Origin of the sequence: Nocardia sp. NBC_01377 (assembly GCF_045040005.1) — a bacterium.
GTDB lineage: Bacteria > Actinomycetota > Actinomycetes > Mycobacteriales > Mycobacteriaceae > Nocardia > Nocardia noduli.
This window is the reverse complement of the sequence record NZ_CP109568.1, coordinates 61,444-84,594: the sequence shown is the minus strand read 5'-3', so window position 1 is coordinate 84,594 and position 23,151 is coordinate 61,444. Positions and strand designations below refer to the sequence as shown.

General features: G+C 67.4%; 26 protein-coding genes. 8 read left to right on the top strand and 18 right to left on the bottom strand.

What is annotated here, in order from left to right; all coding sequences use genetic code 11:
* Positions 1-72 precede the first annotated feature (72 nt).
* On the bottom strand, positions 73-333 hold the full coding sequence (locus OG225_RS43285) for a helix-turn-helix transcriptional regulator (protein WP_331761257.1): 261 nt from the start codon (positions 331-333) through the stop codon (positions 73-75).
* A 2,371-nt stretch (positions 334-2,704) separates the two neighbouring features.
* Here OG225_RS43285 and OG225_RS43280 point away from each other — a divergent pair.
* Complete coding sequence (locus OG225_RS43280) at positions 2,705-3,685, top strand: hypothetical protein (protein WP_405183712.1); 981 nt, start codon at positions 2,705-2,707, stop codon at positions 3,683-3,685.
* 176 nt (positions 3,686-3,861) lie between these two features.
* Here OG225_RS43280 and OG225_RS43275 read toward each other — a convergent pair whose 3' ends face one another.
* Positions 3,862-4,056 carry a hypothetical protein gene (locus OG225_RS43275; protein ID WP_331761251.1) on the bottom strand — a complete coding sequence of 65 codons (195 nt, stop codon included), beginning with the start codon at positions 4,054-4,056 and terminating at the stop codon, positions 3,862-3,864.
* Between the two features lie 465 nt (positions 4,057-4,521).
* Here OG225_RS43275 and OG225_RS43270 point away from each other — a divergent pair, with 465 nt between their 5' ends.
* Positions 4,522-5,328, top strand: coding sequence for a hypothetical protein (locus OG225_RS43270; RefSeq protein ID WP_405183711.1), 807 nt, complete (start codon positions 4,522-4,524; stop codon positions 5,326-5,328).
* A gap of 113 nt (positions 5,329-5,441) precedes the next feature.
* Here OG225_RS43270 and OG225_RS43265 read toward each other — a convergent pair whose 3' ends face one another.
* On the bottom strand, positions 5,442-5,807 hold the full coding sequence (locus tag OG225_RS43265; protein ID WP_331761246.1) for a hypothetical protein: 366 nt from the start codon (positions 5,805-5,807) through the stop codon (positions 5,442-5,444).
* A gap of 70 nt (positions 5,808-5,877) precedes the next feature.
* Positions 5,878-6,114 (bottom strand): hypothetical protein, encoded by a 237-nt coding sequence (locus OG225_RS43260; protein WP_331761244.1) that lies wholly within the window; start codon positions 6,112-6,114, stop codon positions 5,878-5,880.
* A gap of 63 nt (positions 6,115-6,177) precedes the next feature.
* On the opposite strand from OG225_RS43260, the gene OG225_RS43255 reads away from it, so the two are divergent.
* Positions 6,178-6,474 carry a PadR family transcriptional regulator gene (locus OG225_RS43255; RefSeq protein ID WP_405183710.1) on the top strand — a complete coding sequence of 99 codons (297 nt, stop codon included), beginning with the start codon at positions 6,178-6,180 and terminating at the stop codon, positions 6,472-6,474.
* Positions 6,475-6,949: 475 nt separating this feature from the next.
* Here the strand turns inward: OG225_RS43255 and OG225_RS43250 are convergent, their stop codons facing one another.
* Complete coding sequence (locus OG225_RS43250; RefSeq protein WP_331761239.1) at positions 6,950-7,714, bottom strand: hypothetical protein; 765 nt, start codon at positions 7,712-7,714, stop codon at positions 6,950-6,952.
* Between the two features lie 142 nt (positions 7,715-7,856).
* A complete protein-coding gene (locus OG225_RS43245) occupies positions 7,857-7,991 on the bottom strand; it encodes a hypothetical protein (protein WP_405183709.1) in 135 nt (44 codons plus the stop codon).
* 136 nt (positions 7,992-8,127) lie between these two features.
* Here OG225_RS43245 and OG225_RS43240 point away from each other — a divergent pair, with 136 nt between their 5' ends.
* The 5 genes from OG225_RS43240 to OG225_RS43220 all read left to right on the top strand — a co-directional run bounded on the left by OG225_RS43240 (position 8,128) and on the right by OG225_RS43220 (position 10,704).
* Complete coding sequence (locus tag OG225_RS43240; RefSeq protein ID WP_331761237.1) at positions 8,128-8,376, top strand: hypothetical protein; 249 nt, start codon at positions 8,128-8,130, stop codon at positions 8,374-8,376.
* Positions 8,377-8,385: 9 nt separating this feature from the next.
* Complete coding sequence (locus OG225_RS43235; protein ID WP_331761234.1) at positions 8,386-8,715, top strand: type II toxin-antitoxin system PemK/MazF family toxin; 330 nt, start codon at positions 8,386-8,388, stop codon at positions 8,713-8,715.
* 267 nt (positions 8,716-8,982) lie between these two features.
* Complete coding sequence (locus OG225_RS43230; protein ID WP_405183708.1) at positions 8,983-9,540, top strand: hypothetical protein; 558 nt, start codon at positions 8,983-8,985, stop codon at positions 9,538-9,540.
* Positions 9,541-9,640: 100 nt separating this feature from the next.
* Positions 9,641-10,009: a hypothetical protein gene (locus OG225_RS43225; protein WP_331761229.1), complete on the top strand. Its 369-nt coding sequence runs from the start codon at positions 9,641-9,643 to the stop codon at positions 10,007-10,009.
* Positions 10,009-10,704 (top strand): hypothetical protein, encoded by a 696-nt coding sequence (locus OG225_RS43220; protein WP_331761227.1) that lies wholly within the window; start codon positions 10,009-10,011, stop codon positions 10,702-10,704. The genes OG225_RS43225 and OG225_RS43220 overlap by 1 nt, the downstream gene beginning before the upstream one ends.
* Here the strand turns inward: OG225_RS43220 and OG225_RS43215 are convergent.
* The 12 genes from OG225_RS43215 to OG225_RS43160 form a co-directional block, all read right to left on the bottom strand.
* Positions 10,701-11,252 (bottom strand): hypothetical protein, encoded by a 552-nt coding sequence (locus OG225_RS43215; RefSeq protein ID WP_331761225.1) that lies wholly within the window; start codon positions 11,250-11,252, stop codon positions 10,701-10,703. The two genes, OG225_RS43220 and OG225_RS43215, sit on opposite strands and share 4 nt — an antisense overlap.
* Positions 11,253-11,406: 154 nt before the next feature.
* The gene (locus OG225_RS43210) at positions 11,407-12,930 is read right to left on the bottom strand and encodes a peptidoglycan DD-metalloendopeptidase family protein (protein ID WP_331761224.1); all 1,524 of its coding nucleotides are present in this window, start codon (positions 12,928-12,930) and stop codon (positions 11,407-11,409) included.
* A complete protein-coding gene (locus OG225_RS43205; RefSeq protein WP_331761223.1) occupies positions 12,930-14,639 on the bottom strand; it encodes a hypothetical protein in 1,710 nt (569 codons plus the stop codon). Before OG225_RS43205 ends, OG225_RS43210 begins: the two co-directional genes overlap by 1 nt.
* A complete protein-coding gene (locus OG225_RS43200) occupies positions 14,623-16,104 on the bottom strand; it encodes an SCO6880 family protein (RefSeq protein WP_331761221.1) in 1,482 nt (493 codons plus the stop codon). The genes OG225_RS43205 and OG225_RS43200 overlap by 17 nt, the downstream gene beginning before the upstream one ends.
* A 40-nt stretch (positions 16,105-16,144) precedes the next feature.
* A complete protein-coding gene (locus OG225_RS43195) occupies positions 16,145-17,986 on the bottom strand; it encodes a hypothetical protein (RefSeq protein ID WP_331761219.1) in 1,842 nt (613 codons plus the stop codon).
* Complete coding sequence (locus OG225_RS43190) at positions 17,980-18,795, bottom strand: hypothetical protein (RefSeq protein ID WP_331761217.1); 816 nt, start codon at positions 18,793-18,795, stop codon at positions 17,980-17,982. The genes OG225_RS43195 and OG225_RS43190 overlap by 7 nt, the downstream gene beginning before the upstream one ends.
* Before the next feature lie 35 nt (positions 18,796-18,830).
* A complete protein-coding gene (locus tag OG225_RS43185) occupies positions 18,831-19,421 on the bottom strand; it encodes a hypothetical protein (RefSeq protein ID WP_405183707.1) in 591 nt (196 codons plus the stop codon).
* Between the two features lie 14 nt (positions 19,422-19,435).
* Positions 19,436-19,678, bottom strand: a complete 243-nt coding sequence (locus tag OG225_RS43180; protein WP_331761213.1) for a hypothetical protein — start codon at positions 19,676-19,678, stop codon at positions 19,436-19,438.
* 2 nt (positions 19,679-19,680) lie between these two features.
* The gene (locus tag OG225_RS43175; RefSeq protein ID WP_331761210.1) at positions 19,681-19,953 is read right to left on the bottom strand and encodes a hypothetical protein; all 273 of its coding nucleotides are present in this window, start codon (positions 19,951-19,953) and stop codon (positions 19,681-19,683) included.
* Positions 19,950-20,612, bottom strand: a complete 663-nt coding sequence (locus tag OG225_RS43170; RefSeq protein WP_331761208.1) for a hypothetical protein — start codon at positions 20,610-20,612, stop codon at positions 19,950-19,952. The genes OG225_RS43175 and OG225_RS43170 overlap by 4 nt, the downstream gene beginning before the upstream one ends.
* The gene (locus tag OG225_RS43165) at positions 20,609-22,489 is read right to left on the bottom strand and encodes a cutinase family protein (RefSeq protein ID WP_331761206.1); all 1,881 of its coding nucleotides are present in this window, start codon (positions 22,487-22,489) and stop codon (positions 20,609-20,611) included. The genes OG225_RS43170 and OG225_RS43165 overlap by 4 nt, the downstream gene beginning before the upstream one ends.
* Positions 22,486-23,133, bottom strand: coding sequence for a hypothetical protein (locus OG225_RS43160; RefSeq protein WP_331761204.1), 648 nt, complete (start codon positions 23,131-23,133; stop codon positions 22,486-22,488). The genes OG225_RS43165 and OG225_RS43160 overlap by 4 nt, the downstream gene beginning before the upstream one ends.
* Between the last annotated feature and the right edge of the window lie 18 nt (positions 23,134-23,151).

Here is a 23,151-nt window from a genome sequence, read left to right as displayed (position 1 = left end):
GCCCGCCTCCCCGCTGCTCACGGGCTCGCCGTCGCTGTTTAGCAGGGCGGTGGTGGGACGGTGTTCGTCGAGCTAGTCGGATTTCTCGGTACTCGAACTGGTGAACAGCTCGCCGATGTCGACGCCGAGGGCATCGGCGATGGCCCACAGGTTGGCCACCGAGATGTTGTGCTGCCCCGATTCGATTCCGCCGTAGTACGGCCGGGCCAACCCGGCTGCGGCCGCGACCGCGCTCTGGCTCAGGTTTCGGTCGGTGCGCAGGGTCCGCAGGCGCTGGCCGAGTGCGAGGCGACGATCGCGTACGAGTTCGGGGTCCTCGGGTGTTTCCGGCACTTCCGAACTTTAGTACACCACCCGAATGTCACATATATCATACATCATGATGTACGATATATGTAACATTCGGAAGGGAGTGCACGTGACGAACCGGAGTGACGTCGAACCGGCAATATCTGATCACGGTCCACTGACGGAGGCGTCGGTCGTGATGACTCCCGAGGGTGCGGGCAGCGTGGTGGTCGTACACGAGGCAGGTGCCGTTGCGCTCATTCGTACAGCAGAAGGATTGCGGCCATGGGCTTTTCGAGAGCTGACCCATGTCGACGGATCGCCGGTGTGCGCGGTCGGCAGCGAGGCACGGGCCGCTGATCAGGGTGCGCGGCTGACCGCGGCGCGGAGCCTGGAGGGCATCGGGTTGCGCGGTGGGTACCGGCTGGCCGAACTGGACCTCACCGCCGGACACGGTCGAATCTACGATGCCGACGGCACGCAGGTCGCCTACGTACGCGCGCGAATCGGTGACGACGGACGGCGCTATTGGTGGCTCCAGTCCGCCAGCGGGGGCGCACCTTACGAGAGTGCATACCCGGAGCATGCGCGTTCGGATCAGCCCCATCCAGCAGTCCGGGCTGCCAACTGGGCGTATTGGTATCTGCGGTCCACCGTCGAGGCCGGACCTGTCGCGGCGGAACGGGCGCGTCGCAGCGTGACGCTGACGCTGGCTCGTGTCCGGGAGCTGCGAGCGCTGCCGCTGCCGGTCTCCCCGATCACCGGCGCCATCGTCCGCGCGCCGGATTGGCGCGACCGGTGGCGACGCTACGAGCTGAGCGTGGACCAGATGAACAGTCTGGCCGCCGCCGCACGCACCGCGCTGTCCACCACGCCCGGCGACACCGCCGAGCACCGCCGCCGCAGACGAGTACTGACCGCTGCGGCTGAACAGCTGGAATTCCACGCCTACGACACCGCACGCGCCCACGCCACCGTCGCCTCGCCCGGCACGCCCGACTCCTACGACCACCCGTACGCGGCTCCCGCGCCCGCCGCAGCCATCATCGACCTCGACATCACCGAGGGCCGCGAGCCGAACGCGCTGTTCCACCTGCCGACAGCGACGGTGTCAGAGTCGGAAACCTCTCCTGCACAGGATATCTCGTTGCTCGGCGGCGAGAAGATCGCGGACGGACGAGCGGAGCGCAGCGGTCCAACAGATAGCGATGCCGTTCGTCGAGTCCTGCTCGCGTCCGAGTCGTCGGCGACGGGCGAGCGTCGAGCATGGGGGAGATCGCCGCGGTCGGGTTGCGCTGTCGGCGATGCGACGACCCGCGCGCGGGAGCCACGTCCGGAACGGGCTCATCCGCGATCGGCGCGTACTGCGAACAGCGCTGTGCCCCTTCCTCGCACCTCACCGGCGCGAGGGCGCGTGCCTCCCCGACTGCACGCGGTCGGCGACTCGAGGACGGTCGCTTCGCGCAGGCCGTTCCGCTGGGAAGATCCGGATCGAGGAACGGACTCACCCTCGATTCCCATGAGACCGGTACGTCCTCATCCTCGATTTCGCAGGACTCCGAGAAGCTACAGCAGTACCGCGGGCGAGTCGGACCGCGCGCGGAGAGGATGTCGCACGGCGGTAACCGATGCGACGCTCGAACTGGCTAGGCTCGTGGATGCCTCCGGTCTACCCCGGGGCCCGTGTCGATGGAAGTCCCGCCCGATCTCCACGCGGCACGGCGGCGGTGGCGAGTCATCCAGCCCTGGACTCGCCGCCGTCTTCCATCCGCTCGCCGTCCAGGGCCGCGCACCGGTCACGTGTATCCCGTCCGGCGACCAGGCGCAACCAGAAGTTGCCGAATTCCTCTGTCCTGATTGCTGTATCCGGGTCGCGCCACCGGCAGGAGGGGCATCGGCGGCACGACCCGGATCTATGCGCGGGTCATCAGGGGGTGACACCCGCGTCGAATGTCAGCGGGGTAGGTTGCTGACACATTGCGAATCTTACGCTTGCCGGATGCTGGCGGTAGCGTTTTGCCGCCGAACCGCCACCGCGGCCTCGACTTTGGCGGGAAACCACAATCGAGCGCACCGGCAATCCGCGACAAGTCGAGCCGCCCCGTTCGGCCGTCCTTCGGAGCTGCTGAACGGGGCTGGGCCACCGGAACCGCCCAGACATCTCGTACCGAGCACGGGCCGACCTTCTCTCGCCCGGACGCGTGCGTCATCGGTATCGAGAGACCGGTCGTTTCGATGAACTCGGCGTTTTCCATATGCGCGCAAGCTATGATCGCGTTCGGAGACAGGACGCGCACGCTCCTCGCCAGTCGCACCGCCCACGCCGGTTGCGCGACAGTGTTGGCCAAGGTTCCTACCAGGGGCCCGCGATCACATCGTGATCCCCTGTCCGCATGCTCATTTCATCGTCGGCAGGGTGGCGTGGGCACCTGTGCCGGAACGGATGACGACCATGCCGAAGAACCGCAGTGCGCGCCGACGCCGACGCACCCGCCGTACCGCCGACGCTACCGGCCTGACATTCACCGCCGCTCAACGACTCGGTGACGTCCGCGCCGCCACGCACGACAGCGACTCCGATTCGTCGCTGCGCCCCGGCAAGATCCAGATCGACGGCGCGTGGCGGTATTTGCGCCGCAGCGATGCACAGATCAGCCAGGACGAACTGAGCGACCCGACCAACATCGAGGTGGTGGCCACCGCCGACGCCGCGCTGTCACGGGTTCGCGCGCTCATGTCCGCGCGGCTGCGTCCGGTGACCGTACCGGTGCCCGACGGGCAACCTCGACGGGTAATCCAGTGCACCGACCTCGAGCGATTCCGCACCACCGTGCGCGAAGTGTTCGACGACCTTGCCCGCATCCGCGAGGACGCCGATATCGCCCACGTCGATTGGCGCACCGTCGCCAACGCTGTCTCCGTGGACTCGAAACTCGGTGAGCTGCGGCGTATCACCGACGGGACCCTACGGGACGCACTCGAAACGGCTGTGACCGCGACCGAAATCCTCGCCACCACCTGCGAGGCGGTACACAGCCTCGGATGCCTTCTCGGTGCCGGGGAGAATCGCACCCGCCGCGGAGGCAGCTACTCCCCCTGCGGCGGTGGCGACATCCGGGTCCGGGTGCGGATCTACGACGACGAAACGACAGTCACCGACCCGGGATGCCCCCGGCATGCCGCCGAAGAGATCACGTGCCGCGATTTCGAGGTCGAAGCCGGCGATGTCGGCGTGGAGATTCTCGGTGGGACGGATGAGGACTTGGATCTCGTCTTCGAGATCGCCGATCTGGTGCGCTGCGAACGCGAACAGCGCTGGCACGCACGGGAGAACGACATGACCGCGGTGGCGGAGACGATATCGCCACCGTGGATGCAGAGGGAGCACCAGTGGTGAACGCCCTCGGTCCTGGTCTTGGGATCGGAGGCCGCAGCCGCGCACGTGCGCCAGACTCGCCGGATCGCCATCGGCGCCCGCCGACGCGGTGGCTTCGCCCCGGGCCGGATCGGTTCGGTTCCGGCCCGGGGCGAAGGACTTCCGCGATCGAATCGGTTTTCGATCGGCCGCGTCCGCTACGGCAGCATCCGGCGTACGACGTCGGCGGTCGCGAGGGCCAGGGTCACCGCAGCGACGTAGCCGGCGTCGAACGCGAGTGCGCCGCCACCGACAGCGGCGGCCGCCACCACGCAAACCACCTGCTGCCACCAGGTCGGCGGCTGCGAGCCGGGGTCGTGGTGCGAGCTGTCGGGGGCGACTACGGTTGGCATGTCGGGGTCCTCCTCAAGATGGTTCTCGGCATAGGCGGGCCCCAGGGATTGAGCCCCTGGGGCCTGCGCCCGAATAATGCGACCGGCACCTGAAAACCGGCCTCGACCACCAGGATTCGGTGGCACGACAGCCATAGAACACCTCGCCGCCACCCCTCGCAACTACCGCTTCGTCGACTTGGGTTACACTCGACCGTCGCTCTAAACCTGCGGTATGACGCCTCTTCACGACGAGCTTTGCGAGTTAACTGCATGTTTAGACAGTCGGATCTAGAAGCACAATTTTAAAGAAAATCGGGGGTTGGAGTGGCGCAGATCACCAATGTCGAGCGGGCGAAGCGGCTTCGGGGTCGCGAGCCCGCCATCCGAGCGGCGATGGAGCGATGGAAGGATTTACGCGCCGCGGGCGGGCTGCGGAACCCGCCGGACCAGTTCCTGATCCGGAATTCGTTCGTGGAGAACGCGGTGTCCGCAGGTTCTGGCAGCGAACGCCGACTTCCGAAGCGCGCCGATCGACCTCCCGCGACGCGCCTGGTGACCGCGCAGGGCTCGCTGCTGCAATTCGAGCTCGCGATTCTCGCCGAAGCGCAATTGCGCACCGGCCTCGGCGGCGCTCCCGACAACAAACGCCCCCTGATGGTCGATGACACCACCGTGGACTGGTCGGACCTCTTCCCGCTCGAGGCCAAACCGACCGGTGGGCGCCGTGCTTCATACCGCACCGTCCAGGATCTGCGCCGAGACCAACTCGTCGGCAATGTCGACAAACTCATCGAGCGCGGATTCCTACGCGAACCCGACAGAGATCCGCCGTCGACCCGGTTCGACGCCGAAGGGTTCCTGCTGCTGGAGGAGAACGGCCCCCGACCGGGATACGCCGGCGATCCCTACCTCGTGCCGAAAACGCCGAAGGGCTGCTTCACGATCCCCTACTCGCTGATCGAGAACGGTTGGCTGTTCGTCCTCCCGGAAGCGGCGCTGGTCATGATCTTGTTCGCCGCCCGCCACTACGACCCCGATGCCAAGGACGGTTTCGTCATGTCGGCCGAGGACCGGGTGCGATTCTTCGGCATCAGCCCGTCCACCTATACCCAGGCTCAAATGCTCGACACCATGGGCGTGCTCGAGGTGATCATGGATCCCGCCCGCGCGATCCTGGGCGAGGACACCCCTCGCGACAAACGCCGCTCGCGTCCCAACCAGCTACGCCTAGTGCCAGAAGGCCTCGACGACGACGCGCTCGCAGTCACGCTCGCCTACCTCGAGACATGAGATCGCCGCGCACCGTGCCGGTCGTAACCGCCGGTGACGCTCGCACCGATCACACAGAGCGGGGCGGCACCATCGAAGACGATGGTGCCGCCCCGTAAATCGGTCGATATCGGTCAGGGGCCATCCGGAGGATGCGTCGCTACAGCGATTACGCCCAGCGCATGGGCCTGCTCGCGGTAGATCGCGGCTGCGGTGAAGGCCATGCCGCCCAACGCCGCGATATCGGCGAAGGCGGTGACCATCTCGGCCTGCCCGAACGGCAGATCGGCGGGAATGTGGCTTTCCCACCATTCTTCGTCGTCGGTGCGCGGCACCCTGGTCAGGTGCGGGCTGAAAGCGCGCAGCTGCATTGCGAGTTCGTAGACCGCGCGCCACTGCGCCGCCGCCTGCTCGGCGGCCTCGCGGCCGACGCGCAGGGACTCGGCGCGTTGCTGCTCGATTTCGTCGTCGATATCGGACTTCTCGGTGGTGTGGTCCATAGGGACTACCTCGATCCGGTGATGCGGCTGGTCGGTGCCGGGAGGGGTGAGCCTCCCGGCACCGGATCGGTCAGCTGGGGACGATGCGCAGGTCGACCATGCGCGTGTCCCCGGCCGTGTCGCACAACGTGATCCGTACCGTCTCGTCATCGAACTCGACGTCCTCGATACCGATTCCGTCGACCTCGTCGTCCCCGGACAGGAACCGCGCCAGGTCGGCATAGATATCGGATTCGGTGAGGTCGCCGACGGGCATCGTCGGGTTGTCGTCGGTATTGCCGCTGGTCGCGGACATCGGGTGTGCCATCGGGGTCTCCTTTGATCGACTGGCAATAGGTAGAGTACAACCTAAATAGGTAGAGTACAACCTATGAGGATGACGCATGCGATGGTCCAGGTCGCCCGTGCGCTCATGGCCGCCCCGACCGACCGCCACTGGGGCTACCAGCTCAGACAACAGACCGGACTGACATCCGGTGTGCTGCACCCGATCCTGCATCGCATGCGCGACGAGGGATGGCTCACCCCCGCCGATGACGACGGCGACGGGGGCGCGGCGCCGCGCGTCTACTACTCCCTTACCGAATTCGGACGCGAGCAGCTCGCCGACGTCCTGGACCGCGCCCGCGCCGCGCCTCGGTTCGCCGTGCTGTTCAACGACCGCTGAGACCTTCGGGCCGATCGAGTTCGTGTCGAGTCCGAAACTCGTCGTCGACCCGCCGGGCGTGGCGCCGCTCTCGCGCGCCGTGCATGGGTTACCGTGATGCACGAAATGCTGCTGGCCGCGGGCCGGGCGCCGAACCCCCGAGAGGGCGATCGGTCCTGGTTCGCGGCCACAGTGCGTTTCGCCGCCGAGTGCGGGATCGGACGCTCCTGTCATGAGAGGAGGCCGATATGGCACAGCTGCATCGCCCGCACCTGCTCCCGTCCGAGGCCCGAGCGTGCCGGTGTACACCGTGTGCCGGAGACGATCCGATATCGCTGCGACTCGCGCCTCCCGGTCAGGCCATCACCGGCGATCAGACCTTGCCCAGCGCGATCCGGCGACTATCGGTGATTCGATGCCGCTCCCGGCACTCACGCGATATCTGTCGGCGTTGTCTCGGTCCGCGTGCGCCACCGAGGTCGGCATCGATACCGGGTCAGCCGGTTTCCGGCAGCCTTCGCCGGGTCCGATGCGCGTGTTGGACGGACCAGCCCATCGCACCATCTGCGGCGGGTGCGGCGACGAGATGGGTCGTGCGGGCCGCGCGGCCGCGCTCGCCCGCCGAGACCATCACGTGGATGGCGCGGACACGGCCGAAGCCTGCCCCCAACCCGTCGTAGGCGACCGTGCGCGCGGCGAGGGTGAGATCAGCGCGCAGACCGCGGATCCGACGCCCGCTCAGGACCAGCGCGCATCCGTGATTACGGACTTTCGCCAGCACCGGCCTCCCCCCCGCCGGAGTGACGGTGAGGTCATCCACATCCAAGACCACCATGTCCAGGGCCTCGGTCAAGATCGACAGCACTGCCAGCGGATCCGGCCCTGGTTCCACCACCCACAGCCGGTCCAGTCGCGCGCCGAACTCGTGGGCGCTGAGCAACCCCAGAGATCGCCCACCGATCACGGCCGCAGTGCGGCCCGCCCCGGTGACCGCGGCGAGCAGCCCAGCCAGCACACTGCCGCGCGGGCAGGCGGTGACCTGTCCGCGCACCAGCCCCCCGGCCGGAAGCACCTCGCCCAGGGCACCAGGCACTGCCAGCACCTCATGCTCGGGCACCCGCGCCACCCGCGATGCGCTCGCCACCCCGCCCCCCACGGCCTCCATCGCACGCCTCAACGTGGCCAGCTGATCGCCGCGCCCCTGCCCCGCCAACGCGGCCGCGTCCACACGATGCCCGTGTCCGCCTATGCCGCCGCTCATACGCCGTCCACCGAACTCGAACACATGTTCGATACAATACGGATGTCGCGGGAATTCGTCACGATTCCATCGTCTCGACGCCCCGGCCCGGCGTGTCGTCGCGGTCGGGCGCGTTCGCCTCCCCCGATGCGCGGGTCGCGCGTTATTGCAATGGCGACGCCTGGTCAAATACGGCCGCCTCGACGCCCTCGGGATCGGGAAGACCGCACTGCTGGAACATCGCGCAATCCTCGAAGCGGCCGAACGCGCCGGAATCCGAATCGACCGCGACGCCCACGGCATCGGTGTCGCCGTAGCGCCCGGCGGTCTCGCTGACCCGATGATTCCGCAGCCTGTTCGGCTGGATTGCAACCCCTCGGAGGCGCCCTCCGCAATGTAAGGCAAAAGGCCCTCCATAATGTATGGTAAAAAGTATGGCAAAGATGACTATCCACGTCTCCGACGAGGATCTTGCGTTCCTCCGGAGTGCCGCCGAGCGCGAGGGCGTCGCGGTCAGTCGCTTCGTGATCCAGGCTGCGAAGGCCGGTGCTCTGTGGGCCGATGCCAACCGGCCCCGTCCCCGCACCGACGCTGCCGATCTCGCTCGCGCCGAGGAGTTGGCCGCGTTGGACGCGGCCGCCGAAGCCGAGGCCCGAAAGCATGGACACGGGCACGCTGCGTAACGTAGCCCCGTGCAGCGAGGCGACATTTTCAAGTTCGACCGAGATCGACCCACACGCGAGGGCGCCGACGAACGGACTCCCTACCGGGTTATCGTCACCCCGGGATATCTGCTTGCGCCCGGCGAGAATTGGGTGATGGTTGCCCCTATCGAGAGTCTGGATCCGGACAAACTTCTAGCCGTCCCCTTGGCGGACTCCGACCCGGTCGCGGGCTGGATTCGGCCCGATCGAGTGACCACGGTCTACCGTCCGTGGCTCAGCGGCCCGGTCGGACGACTCGGCACCGACACCCTCGCCGTATTCGACCAGCGACTCAAAGCAGCCCAGGGCCTCGACTAGCGTACGCAGAGAAAGCGCTCCGCGAGATCGAATGATTCTCTACGCGGGAACTTTTCGCTCGCGTCATGCGTCTGACACTATGAGGGTCGTCATTCCCCCGACGGCCCGGCGCAGGTCCGGTAACCCCCCTTGCCGTAGACCAGCGCGCCCGGTCCGGTGTCGAGAGCACCCCCCTGCCCCGACACCGGACCGGGCACACCGCACCTTCAGCTGAAAACCCGTCCGGGGATCGTCGCCGAGCACCACACGAATCCCGCACGAGCACTGGTGAGCAGCGGCCGCGACGAGGAAGACAAAGAGTGGGACCAGGCGGTGCTACTGATCACCGCGCGAGTGGTCGAGGACCACGATCAGGGCGCTCGACCATGGCTGTCGGAGCTGGAATTGTTCTTGCGCGCCAACGGATTCGGACATCCCGACAGCGTGCTTTCCACCGACCAGACCGACTGGGCACTTCGGATCGTCACCGACCACCCCTCCACCATCACCCCGAAATGGCTCGCGCTGCGTACCAGCCGACCCGAAACCGGAGCCCCCGACCACCTGCTGTTGTGCGCACTGGATCTGTCGACCGAATGGGTGGCGGCCGCGCGTCGTGACCGGCGGATCGCCGTCGCGATCGGACCCTGCACCGCGCACTGGGACGAAGCTGGCGATGTTCCCCGTGACGTGGTGTTCGACCTCGGGAACATCATCGACCCGCCTGGGCCCGACGCTGGCTGCGGGTGCGGTGCATTGACCACCGAGCACGTCGCCGAACTCATCGACGAGGCCACGTTCGTCGTCGGCTTGGTCGACGTCGTCCCCGACAACGCGACCCGGTGAATGACCTACCACCTGTCCGTGGATATCGGTGACACGATCGCGATCGTTGCCGCCGGTGATCCATCGACCCGGGGAGCCACAACTATGTAAGATACTTGGTATGTCCGAGATGAAGGATGTGCGGGTGACCTTGGCGGTTGCCGCGATCCTCAACGCCTTCCTCGAAGGCATGGGCCAGGCGCAGTACGGCTACAAACTCATGACCGAGACCGGGTTCAGCAGCGCGAAGGTCTACCAGATCCTCGCGCGGCTGGTCACCGCCGGATGGCTCATCCGTCATGACGATCCAGACGCCTCGCCCGCATCCGGCGGCCCACCGAGGATCACCTACACCCTGCGCCCAGAAGCCGTCCCCCGCGCCCGCCGCGCCGTCACCACTGCGCGCGCCCCGCTGGAAGCTGCACCGCAGAAGCGACGTTTCACTCTGCCCGGGTTTCAGCCCGGTGTGGTGACGGGCTGGGATACCTGATGAGCGCCGTGCAGACAGTGGTCGTTGTGGTCGTTCTGTACGTGCTCGGATCGGCAGCGCGGAAGATCCTCGGTGACGAGGCGCGTGCGCGGATCGATGACCTGCCGAAGACCATGCTGCGTCTGGCGGCCCGTCAACTGCCCGCGGACGAGCGCGAGAAGTGGCTGATCGATTGGGAGAGCAACCTGCTCATCCCACTCCTGACAGAAACCGAGCGCTACCCGCTGACCAGATTCCTTCGGAGCTGGCGTTTCGGTTTCGATCTCATGCTCCACGCCACGCGCATCCGGGCCGAGCTCACCGCCACCAAACCGCCGGTCCTCAATCTCGTTGCCTGGCGCAAGGCCGCCGTGGACACAGCTTGTGTTACGTCATTGGTGTGGGTGCCGCTTCACCTGCTGAGCCCAGGTACCTTTTGGGGCATTTTTGCGGCCGGGGTTGCTGGGGTGAGCACTCTCGGAATCGAAGTGCTGACCTTCAAACGAAGTTACTACGCCTTCGACACAACTCCGATGGTGGTTGAAGCTGGTGTCCTTCGTACCCTTCTCGGCCGAAAACTGATCTTCCGCCTATTGATGTTGGTCCTGCTACCGCTCGCCGTACTCGAAGGGATTGCGCATGTTGCTCGGGGCGGATCGCCGCGCCGCATGCGCAAACACCGCGACGTGAAACGGACGCGCCGCGCACCGCGCTAGGTCCATGAGAGATGCGCCAGCTCAGCGACCCTCCAGCCCGCTTGCTTCTCCGCGACGACCAAGCTGACGATTCGCATGGAGCGCGGGAGTTTTCCTGGTGTCGTGACCGTCAAGGTCGTGGTCAGTTTTCGGTGCCAGGTACCCGCCGTGTCGACGGGGTGTTCTTCGGCGCTGATGACTGTGTCGGCGCTGACCAGTGCCCGCGCGTCCATCCACTCCTGCCAGGTGCGCCGTGAGATTGGCAGCGGTCGATGAGTCTCGGCGCCTCGCAGTGTGAACAGTGGCCCGGCCCGGCGCGCGGCGATCTCAGGGCCGATCTCGCCGTTCTCGGGATGCCAGTCGAAGACAGCTCGTGCGGTAGCGAGCACAACCGCCTCTGGGGCGGTCCGGTCCAGGTTCTGCCATGGTGTGGGCAATTCGGGCAACGACTCGGCGCTTGCACCTACGGGTAGGCCAGGGCCGAGATCATGCTCGCCGAAGTCCTGTGAGGAGACCGCGCATCCGCCTGCCCCGACTCCGACCAGCGCGGCTGTCGCGATCGCGATCACGCGGCGTTCCCACGCTCCACGCCCGCATGCGCGCAGCCGGTCTGTTCCCTCGCCGAGGAGACGCCCTGGGACGCGCCGCGTCGCCGGGCGCGCCGTCCGTGCCTGGTCTGGATACTCGTAGCGGCCGGTCGGATTCACAGGGTCTCCCTTTGCGTCATGTCGTGTGGCTGGTGGTGAATCGGCGGATCGCGATCAGATTTCCGCCTACGGACACCGGTGCCTCGGTGACGGTCTGTCCGCTGGTCGGCGCGTGGATCATCAACGGTGTCCCGTCCTTGGTGCCGGAGTAGACCCCGACATGGACCGCGTCGCCGTCGGAGCCGAAGAACACCAGATCGCCGGGGGCGGCATGGCTCAGGTCGGTGACGGGTGTGCCCATCTGGAGTTGGCCGGGCTGGCTGCGGTCGCCGGTGAAGTGCGGCAAGTGCTGCCCGGTCGCGGCGTGTACGGCGAACAGTGTCAGCCCCGAGCAGTCGACGCCGCCGTTGGTCGCGCCTTTTTCGTCTCCGCCGCCCCACACGTACGGTGTTCCGACCAATCGCCTTGCGGCGGCGACGATCTCGGCTCCCTGACCGGTCCCCTGTCCCGGAGATGTCGGACTGACCGGGCTGCATCCCTCTCCCGCCGCCGCGCGCCTGACCAACCGCGCGAACAACTCGCGTGCCTCGACTTCACGCGCCGCGTACTTTCCCCGTAGTTCCGCGCGCGGCCGCTGGACGTCGGCCGCGGCCTCGGTGAGGGATTTGCTCTGCCAGTTGGTGGCCAGCAACCGTCGGAAGAACTCTCGCGCCTGGTGTTTGGGCTGCATCAGCTCGGCGACGGTCCCGTACCCCATGTCGACCTGCTGTTGCAGCACCCCGACCGAAGCGTGGTCACCCGGGTCGACGCCGTCGTTCGGGTAGGCAGTCGACTCCGGCACCTTCTCACTGGCCAGGTTGCGCAACTCCGACTCGACGAGCCCGACCGCCAGCGCTATGACGATCGCCTTCTCGGGCACACCGTCTTCCAAGCCCGCGGCGATGATCGCGGCGGCGTTGCGGTCGACTATCTCGCTCGTCGACGCGCGCGCGGTGACCTGCTGCTCCGCGCCACCAGTAGTGGTGGTCTGTCCGGACCGTATGCGTTCGAGGAGCGATGTCGGATCCACGGGGTTGTACTGCTGGATACGGTCGGGGCTGTCATGCAGCTCGAAATGCAGATGCGGCCCGCTCGACTCTCCGGCGTTTCCCGAGGCGGCGATGACGTCGCCCGCGCGGACCTGCTGGCCGAGTTTCACGTGCACTCCGCCGGGATTGATGTGGCCGTACACGGTGCTCATTGGTGTGCCGTCGATGGTGTGGGCCAGCACCACCCAGCCGCCGAACCCACCGACGCCCTGGTCCTGGGCGGCGGTGACCGTCCCGTCGGACAGAGCGCGCACCGGAGTGCCGACCGGCACCGCGAAGTCGACGCCGCGGTGGAACTCCCCGCCCTCGCGGTAGCCGTAACCGGAACTGATCGCGGTGTTCGGGTCGACCGGATACACCAGACCACCGACGGCGGCTGCGCCCGCCGATGTCGCGCAACCGTTCTGGTCGTTCTCGCGTGCGCTGCACTGCGCGATCAGCAACAACAAGACGATGACCACGGCCAGGATCTGACGTCGGTAGCGCAGCAGGAACAGTAGCGCCGCGGTCATCACGCGCGTTCGCTGCGCAGGGCAGCGGAAGTGTCGTGAATGCCCAGCTCGAGCTCCATCGGGCTGATCCACGTCCTGAACGGCACACCTGGTTTGCTCGGGTCGTCGGACCACTTGCAGATGAACCGGCCCATGCCGTCGTGCACCGCGCGGCGCCCGTACCGGGTGGGTGTGCCCGAGTCCGACCAGGACTTGAGCAATCCGGCTTCCGGATCGGTGTAGTCGATCAATCCGCGTTGCTGGTCGATCTCGTTGGCGTTGATCGGCCCAACGAACTTCACCCGCGATCGTGAGATGAACCCGGTGGCCTGCAACTGCTCGTGCACCGAGTCCGACACGCCCTTGTAGTCGCCGACGGTATGGGTGGAGGTGCCCAATGTCGTTCCGTCGGTGCGGTTGAGACGCGTGATCCGGTCGACGGTGGCGATCTGGGAGGCGCCGCCGACCTGGAACAGCTGCCACAGCTCATCGATCATCAGGTCGGTGACCGTCTTGCGCGCCAGCCCGTGCGCGGCGAGCAGGTTGCGCACCCGCACCGATTCCTGCGCCTCGAGACCGGTGATCGCGATGACCGCAGCGCGCAGATCCCGCGCCGAGAGCGGGATCACCGACAGGTCGACATCGATCATCGCGACGTCGAGATCCATGCGGGTCGTGGACCGACCGTTGAACGCGCGCCCGAGCGAACCCTGCACCAGCGCGCGCAGTGACTGCACCAACCGTTGGGTGATGTGGGCGAATTCGGCGTCGTCGGCCGCGGCGACACTGGCCCGCATGGTCTCGGTCGGGTGATCGAATTGCCCGATGAGATCGGACAGGATCGGCGGGCGCGTCGGGGAGAACCGGGCCCCCTCGTACAGCGCAGCCAGCGCGGCATCGATGACGCTGTTCTCGTAGTCGGCGGTCGGCGCGCGCCGGACCAGGGCCACCAGCGAGATCACGTTGTACGCCTGAGCTTCGTGGAGCTGATCCATGAGCGCCCGGCCGTCCTCCCGGTCACCGAGTCGGTCGATCGCGTTGGCCAGCGCCCCGGGATCGAGCACGTTGAGCACACCGCCACCGAGACCGCCGACATGGAAGACCTGTCCGTCGGGGCCGAGCAGTTCGCACAACCGCCGAAAATCCGGCTTCGCGTCGGCCAGACAGATCACATGGCGACCCTGGAACAGATCGTTGAGCACGATCTGCCGCAACAGGGTCGACTTGCCGAAACCGTTCGGGCCGATCACCGAGAACGTCGGGGAGGTGATCAGACCCGCGTCGAACCAGGCCAGCGGATCGAAGAAGAACGGCGCGCCTCCGGCTTGACGTCCGATCGGCAGCCCCGGAGTGGTCACCTCGCTGGCGATGGGAAACGGATACAGCCCGCACACCCGGCACGTCGTACCGCGCACATACGGCATAGGCAGCGGCTTTTTCATGTAGCCGCCGTGGCGCGCGAGAAACCCGTTCGGTGTCGGCATTCGAGGGGCCTGCCAGGGTTGCCGGGCCTCGGCCGCGCCGAGTTGCCACACCGCGATCTCGTGCGCGGCCAGCCGCCGTGACGCGCGGAACCGGGTCCACGGCGACATCGTGGGCAGCAACTCGCGCAGCTCGTCGGCTTCCTCGTGGTCGAGCAACCCGGCCGGTGCGCTGCCCGAGGAGGATCCCAGACCTCGGCGTAGTGGCGCGGGCAAGGCCTCGCTGAAGGCGTCAGGCAGCCCAAGCACCGGGCCCGGCTTTCGTTTCGTCCATGTCGGGGTAGACCCCGATTCCCAACCCCGCCAGGAACATCGCCGCCTGATCGGTCAAGCAGGGAGCGAAGGCGAACGAGGACGACACCGCGGCATCGTCGAGCATCTGGGCCGCATCGCGACCGCTCGCCTCGAACGGCACGGTCACCGTCACCAGAATTCCCACATCGGTCAGGCCGTGGCCTTCGGCGAGGTCTTCACGCGTGGCGGCGTTGTCCTCGAAACGGATCTGCTGACGGATATCGGTCAGGCCGCGATGGGTGCGCTGCGACCCGGCGAAGGAATCACGCAACTGGCCGTCGGCGAGTTGACGAGCGTCAGCGGGTCGGTACGGGCGATAGATCATCGTGACCCGCTTGTAGGGTGCCCGGAAATTCTTCCCCAGGATCTTCGCCAGAATCTGCTCGTCGACCGGCTGCACCGGAAACTCATATGCTCGGTAGGTCATCGACCTTCCCGAGTCGTGCAGGTAGAAGCGAGGATTCGTGTCGTCGTGGAACGATGGCCCGGCATCGGTCCAGCGCAGCCCCGTATCCCCGGACCGGGCCATCAGCTCGTCGATGCGGCCCGCCGCAGCGGGGTTGAACGCGGTATGGGTGAACGCGACGATCTCCGAGCTGAGGCAGAAGTCGGCTTGCAGGCCCGCACCCGCGGCCGCGGTGCGCAACTCCGGCAGTCGCCGCGAGACCGACGCGACACCATCGATGAACGCGCCGGAGTGGTAGCGGAAGGTGATGGCGATGCGCTGGGTCGCGCGGATGGTGTCGAGGGGCATCTCCTCGGCGCGCGCGTCGACGACCTCGGCCGCGAGGTCCGGCGCCAGCTCCGAGCGACGCGACTCGACCTCTGCGGTGTAGGTCGCTCCGGTCTCGGGCACGGTCTCGCTGACCACGGCCACACCCGCCACATCGCCGTGTTCACCCATGATCCGCAGGAACTCACCCCACCCGGCCACCCGGCCGTCGATGATCTGCTGAGGCAGAGTGTCCTGGCCATGGACCGCCACCACCAGCACGACCGTGATCGTGTGATGCACCAGATTCACCAAGGCCCCGATGTCTTCGCCGGAGTCGGGATCGAAACAGTCGGTCAGCGTGATCGGGGACGCGAGCCCCGGCAACGGTGAACGGCCTCCCGGAATATGGCTGAACAAACCCGTTTTGTAGAGCTGGGCTTCCCTGGCGCGGATCGGCAGGGTCCGCATCCACGCGGTCAGCATCTCCCCTGCCGAGATGCCCCGGATCCGGACCATCGTCGGTGCGATCACCAACACCGAGACCACCAGCACGATCACCGCCAGCAGCGGGGCACCGGCGAAGAACCACAGCCCGACCGCCACCATCAACGACACGACCGCGAGAACCGAGGCCGCCGCCGAGAGCCCCGGCACCAATCCGGTGCTCTCCGGTTTGCGCCATCCCGCGTACTTCTGCTGTCCCATCAGCTATCTCTCCGTCCTTACCCGAAGTGGTTCACGCCGCTCAATTGATGCGCCCCAACGTGTCGCTGGGCCCTCCGCCGCGTCGCCGCGTAGGCGCTCGCCGACGTGACTGCCGCTGCTGCGGCGGGGGTGGCGTGGGATCGCCCGAAGTCCGGCCGGATCCAGCAGAAGACCCGGTGCCCGAGCGGCCACCGGCACGCTGAGACGCTGTCGCCGACCGTGACCCGGCCGAAGCCGCAGACCCGGAACCCGAACCTGAACTGCGGGAACCTGTTGTGCGCGCCGACGATCCGCCCCCGGACTGACGACCCCGACTGCCCGCCGTCGTCGCGGAACCCGAACCCGGGCTCGAAGTGGGCGCTCCCGCCGACGAGGAGCCCGACGCGGCCGACTGACCGGAGCGGTTGCCGCTCGCGGTCCGGGTCTGCCCGCCACTACCGGTTCCCGTGTTCGCCCCTGCTGCGCCCGCGCTCGCGGTGGCCCGGTTTCTGGAATTCGTGGCATTGCCCGATGCGGTGGATTGACTTCCACCTGCGGAAGGGTTACGCGAACCCTGCGCCGACGTCCGCGGGGGTGGCGTCGCGAGCGATGTGTTCTGTGACGGCGCGCTCGACGCGCGCGCCGAGCGTCGGGCGTCATCTGCGGCGTCGGCCGATTCCCTCGCCTGGCGGCTGCCCGCATTCCATTCGTCGCGCCGACTGGCCGCCCACCGGCGCGTGGGTCGAACGATCTGGGATATCCCGCGCAGCATCGGAGTGCCGGCGAATCCGACCGAGGTGTTGCCGATGAGGTTGACCAGGACCGGCATACAGAACGCGGGCGCGACCATGACGAGCACCGCGGTCACGACGTCGGCGCCGCTGTCGAGTTCCCGGATCTGCCAGAATCCGACCGCGAACAGCAGCGCCGCGATCGGTTTGAACAGCAACACGGTGACCCCGAGGCGCAGCATCGCGCTGAACACGGACTTGCCCGCGCCGGTGACTGAGGCCGCTCCCGCGATCGGCAGCGCGATCGCGACGTAGATCATCCAGGCTTTCTGGAGGAACAGCTGAATCGCCAGTTCGACGTAGGCGATGAGCCCCAGCAGGCACAACGCCAAGGAAATGACATCCTCGGTCTTGAGTCGTTCGTCGCGACCACCGAGGGCGGAGGTCAATGTATCGATCACGTGGGTCGGGCCTTCGGGCCCGGCCGCGGTGGTGAATATCCACTGCGCGAGCGCGTCGCTGGCCGCCGACAGCGACAGCAGTGTCGGTGCGGCCAGCGTGGCCGCCAGCGCCCACCGCAGGAACCCCGCGAACGCCTCGGGTGCCGCGTCGTCGCCGGTGAGCATCATCCGGTGGACAAGCATCTGCATCAACGCCACCAGGAATCCGAGTCCTGCGGCGATGACCTGCAATTCGCCGGTCATGTCGTTGATCTTCTGCACCGTCGAGGTCGAATTCGACATGTCGACATCGACGCTGATGAACAACTGCCAGATGTATTTGGTGATCCAGATGAACCCGTTGAGGACCGCGTCGACGATGTCGCTGAGAAAGGCTTTGCTCGCGTCGGTGACCGCGCTCGTGACGCCGTCGGGTATCGGTGTGCACACATCGATACCCGGGATCCGAACGTGGCCCTTGCACGCATCGTCCTGGACGCCTGGAGCCGAACTGGTCGGCGGTGCGGGCGTTGTCGTCGACACCCCGGGCGCCGGGGGTGTCGGGGTGGACGTCGTGCCCGGCACCGGCACCGCGCTGGTGGACGGCGATGACGATGGTGGTGGTGTCGGTGCGGGCTGCGCGGTGCTGAGCCCCGCGAGCACGACTCCGGCCACCACGATCGCGCCCAGGATCGCGGCCAGGCGGTGCAGAGTCGTGCACGCAGTCACCATCGGGGCCACCCGGTCGGCTCGTCACGGGCGATCGGTTGCTTCTGCTGGCCGGAGTAGCCGATCTCGCCGATGCTCTGGTCGGTCAGATACCAGTCGTCTCCGGCCCACACCACTGTCACGTCGGTGCTGTATCCGCGGCCCTCGGCGGCAGGCGGGAACCAGAACTCGATGTTGTAGACCTGTGCTGAGACCTGATCGGCATGCCAGCGTGCGGGCCGACGGATGCCGTCTCGTCGGTAGGTCGCCAGGCAGTTCGCCTCCCGCGCAGGGACTTTCGTCTCGTCCAGGCGCAGGCTCGGTACGACGCGCGCGCGGTCGAGCGGCCCGGCGATCGTCGCGATCGCGTCGGGCGTGACCACGGTGCCGCCGAAATTGCGCAAGTGGAACGCGGCCAGGGCCGCTCCGATCGTCGTGTGGGCGAATCCGGCGTAGATGGTGTCGGCGCGCAGCCGGGTCGGTCCGTCGGTGGTGGTGAACGGCAGCGCCTCGCAGTGCACCCGCTGCCACATCACCGGCCCGTCCAAGGGCGCATGATTCTGTGGCAGCGCCACGCCCCGTTGGTCTTTGGCCTGCTCGACCGCGCGCGGTTGCAGCTGGGTGCTGCCCGTCATCAGCGGGGTGCCGAACCGCTGGGCGAACCAGTCCGAGTCCTTCAACGGCACCGCGCCGGAGGGTTCGCCGGTGGTTCCGGGCTCGACGGTGCCGTGCTCGTCACCGCCCGCACCGCAGCCCACCAGGAGTGCGACGAGCACGAAAGCGACAATGCCGACGACGAACCGGCGGGCGAGATGGTGATGAGGGCGGGGCATCGGGTTCCTTCGGCAGCAGGGCAGGCAGGCGGGGGTCAGGTTTGGGGAAGCGGGTTCATGTCCGAGGGCAGGGCGTCGTAGGCTTTGACCGTCTTCTCGGTGGGCGCGGGAAGCTCGATGAGCCAGCTCTCACCCAGCCAGACCACCCGTCTGGTCAGACCCGTGATCGAGTGATCGGGCTGAGCGAGGAAGATCTCCACCGTCGCGGCCTGGTCGGTGAACTCGAAGAACCGGAATCCCTTGACCCGTGGCAGCTTCGCCGCATCGATCCCGGTGACCGTGATCTTGCGGCGGGCATCCAGGTAGGCCCGGTAGCCCTCGCCGACGGTGAAGTAGTCCGCGGCGATCGCACCGAACTGGCCGTCGGTGGCCAGGTCGAGCATGGTCTGGCTGTTCACTGCGGCCATCACCGCGCCGTCCATCGTGTGCGGATACCGCACCCGATCCTCTTGCCCGGGTGTCGCGGGCGGTTTCACCGTGCCGTTGGTGACCCAGTCCGCGCCCTGGTAGGCGATGATCGACAGCGGTGGGCCGTTGGCATCGCTACTGCCGCATCCGCTGGTCGTGCCCGCCGTCGCGACGATCACGAGGGCGGCCAGCACTGTTCGGCGTAGTTGTCGTCGCATACGAATCGCTCGATTCAGTTCGCCCACTCGGCGATGTCGAAGGTCTTGGCCGCCACCGCCGCGCAGAACAGGATGATCAGGATTTCTTTCCAGAGGTCGATCGCTGCGGCGCCGTCGTCGTAGCGCAGCCAGGCGCGGATGCTGACCACGAGGATCGCCGCGACCGCGAGATAGCCGCTCAGCGTGATCAGTTGCCCGGCCAACTTCAAGATCGGTCCAGTGACTTCGTCGGGGAGTTTCTGGTAGGCGAGATCCATGGTCAGCTCCCCGAACTCGCCCAATTGACGATCTGGGCAGCCATGGCGGCGACGCCGAGGAGCAAGCAGCCCATGAAGATCCAGGACAGAACCTCAGATTTCTGCATGGTGAGCTTCTGGTAGTAGTAAATGGCGACGGCCGCGATCAGCGCGCCGACGGCGATCGCGCCGGAGAAGAAATAGAGCAGGTTCAGAAATCGGCTCACGATGTTCTCGAACGGGCCGCCCTCGGGCGTCGGCTGGGTGACCGCCAGTAAGGCGGTAATGCTGTTCACTGGGCCTCCTTGACTGCGGGACCGCGCGATTCGCGATCAGCGATGATGAAGAACAGGCGGTTGTAGACGCGGGCCAGCACCGTCGGCACATCCGGGCTGGTCACCGCACGCGGCGACCAGCCCGCGGGCTCGGTCGGTGCCGCCGTCTGGCCGGCCAGCGCCGGGGAGTGCTCGCAGGTGATGATCTGCACGCCCGCCGCCTGCGCGGCGGCGAGCATTTCCTTGAGCTGGATGCCACCGCCGGTGCGGGAATCGGATTCCACGGCCACCACGACGATCGCCGCGACGATCGCGGACCCGGGCGCGGTGGACGACAGCGCCCCGGCGAGCTGGCGGGCCCGCCGGATTCCCTCGACCGAGCGCACGGTGATCAGTACCAGGTAGGGGCTTTGGCCGGGCTCGGGTTGCCATGCCGGATCGCGGGCGATCTCGCGCGAGCACGCGCACCAGCGGTCCAGCGTGGATGCGCCACTGCCCTCGGTCACCGGCATGACCGACCAGAGGGCGGGCCAGTTGTCGTCCTGGGGCGCTGCGTCCTCGATGACGGCGGCGGTGTCGGGTTTGGTCAGCGACACCGCGTTCGTGTCCACGTCGGGGCCGTCGCCGGTCTGCTCGGTGTCGGTCGCCCTGAACGGGTGTTCGCGGGCGGTGGTACTCACTTCGCGCTCTCCTTGCTCGTCGCCGAGACCGCCACCAGCACCGGTGATCCCAGGCGCAGCAGCACAGCGCCCGGGTCCTGCCCCTCGATGGCCTGTATCAGCCGCGCCGCGATCGAGGCAGCGCCGTCGGGAACCCACGAGATCGCCGCGGGCACGCCGCCCACTGGCGTCGGCTGTGTCGGGGTGGGCGCGGTGGTCAGCCGGACATCGTTGGGGGTGTCGGCCTTGGCCGTGGCGTCCAGATCCGGTCGGTCACCGACCACCGCGTTCACCGCGCCGTCGTGGTCGCGGTCGTAGCGGGCGGTGGGTGGTGCGGCGTCGGATTGTTTCTGCGGCGCCGTCGTCGGCTCGTCCCGGTGCTTGTCTGCTCTCGCGTAGTCGCGCCCGGCGGCGATGATCCAATCGGCGGTGATCTCGGCCGGGGTGGAGCCGTCGAGCGCGACGCGGTCGGTGCGGTATCCGGCATGGGTGCTCGCTTGACTCCACAATCGCGAATCCATCAGCAGCGCAGGAAGATCTGCGTTCGCGTGGACTTCGTTGATCAGCAGGTCGAACACGGAGCTGACCTTCTTCTCCGCTGAGCTCGGAGGGATGATGTTGATCGCCGCGGCCGCGGCGTTGGTCGCCAGGTCGATGACCGGTGCGGCGAACGCGCTCGCCGCGGTGGCGGACGCACCCGCTGCCGCCCCGGCCCCGGCCGCCGCCGCAGCGGCGGCCGGTCCGCCCGCCAGCGCCGGAATTCCTGCGGCCGCCGCACCGGTCACCGCGGAGGTGATGACCTGCGCACCGGCGTCGAGCAGCGAACTCAGTACCTCGGTATCGAGTATCTGACCGATGAAACTGGTCACCGACGACATCACGATCTGTCCCAGCTTGAGCACTCCGGCCAGCGGGTTGGTCTGCTGGTCGGCACTGCGGGGATCGGCGGCCTGCTCGAGGCGCTGGGAGATCGAGGCGTCGGGGTCGAAGTACGCATCCGCCAGCGACTCCCCCTCGATGTCTTCGCCGACGAATGTTCCGAGGCCGTTGCCCACGACATTGGCGGTGGCGGCCGCCAATGTCGCTGCGACACCGAACGGATCGCGACTGAAATCGAGGCTGCTCTGTCCGGCGATCGCCATCCCGGCGCGCGCCAAGGAGATCGACTTCGGCGCCGAGCACGACAGATCCCCGCTCACGCACCACTGCGCCACTCGGCCGTCGAGCGAACCGAACGACGCCGCGATGTCGCGTTCGGGGCCGATGCCCTGACCGGTGGGTGAGGAGTACATGTCGGGGAACTTCGTGGCGCTGGGTGCGGTGTTGCCACTGATTCCCGGCCACCGACCGGGCCCGATCTGTCCCGCGCGGTTGGGGAACAGGGGTGCATCCGCAGCGCGCGTCGGGTCGCCGAAGGTGACGACCAGCGCCACGTTCTCGGCCTTGACCTGTTCGGCTTTGCCCGCCGCGACCTGCTGAGCCCACATGCTCACCGCCTGGCCGCCTTGGCCGTAGCCCAATGCGATCAACCGGGTGCGCGGGCACTGGGAGAGCACCCGGGTCGAGATCTGGGCGGTGCGCCGGTACCCGTCGAGCACCGTGGACTTGTATGCGGCCGAAACCCCCTGACCGGCGGTGTCGGCCGGGTAGGGGACGTAGGTTCGCTCGACCTCATAGCCTTGGCTCTGCGCGGCGTTGAGCACGGGGACGATGACCGCGGCCAACTCGCCGGTGTCCTGCGCGGTCGGCGAATCGACCGTGGGTCGGCTGGTGGGCTCCACCGCGACGACATGGATGTCGGGGCAGGAATCAGGCTGGCTACGGGCGGGCGCGCAGACGATCACCGAGACGATGACCGTCGAGACCGACGCCGCGGCGACCGCGCCGAGTTTGATCATTGCGGCGCCTCGGCATCGCCGATCAGCGTGTCCAGGCGTGATTCGCGCCAGGACTTGAATCCCGGTGCGCGACACCAGTCCAGAGCCGGGTTCTGGGATTCGGACACCTTGAGGTGGATCAATACCCGCGCGGTGACCCCCGATCCGGTCAACGTCGTGGTGTCGACGCGGTGATCGGAGATCAGCAGCCGCAGCCGGACGGTGTCGAGTTCGGCTTCACGTCGGGCCTGCCCGGCGATGTAGACCGCTTTCTCCGCGGCCGACAACGACGCACTGACCTGGTCACCCTTGCGGTAGTAGCGGTCGTCGGGATGGAATGTGCCGTACCACAGCGCCTCTCCCTCGCTGTCGCAGACCGCGAAGGAGCCCGCCTCGGCGTCGGCGGCCACCCACAGCACGATCTGGGGAGCCTCAGCGGCCGCGACCGCCAGTTCCTCGGCGCGTTGTTCGGTCGCGGACTCGCGCAACTGCTCGTAGTCGATGCCGAGTTGCTTGCGCAGTTGGGCTTTGAGCTTCGGAAACAACGTCCGGCTCGTGAGGTCGTTGTCCTTGGCCCACTTGTAGATCTCGCCGTGCGTGCTCATCGTCCGCAGCGCTACAGCGTGCTCGGTCACGGCCTCGGTGACGATGTCCCATTCCGACATGTGTTGTGCTCCCTCAAT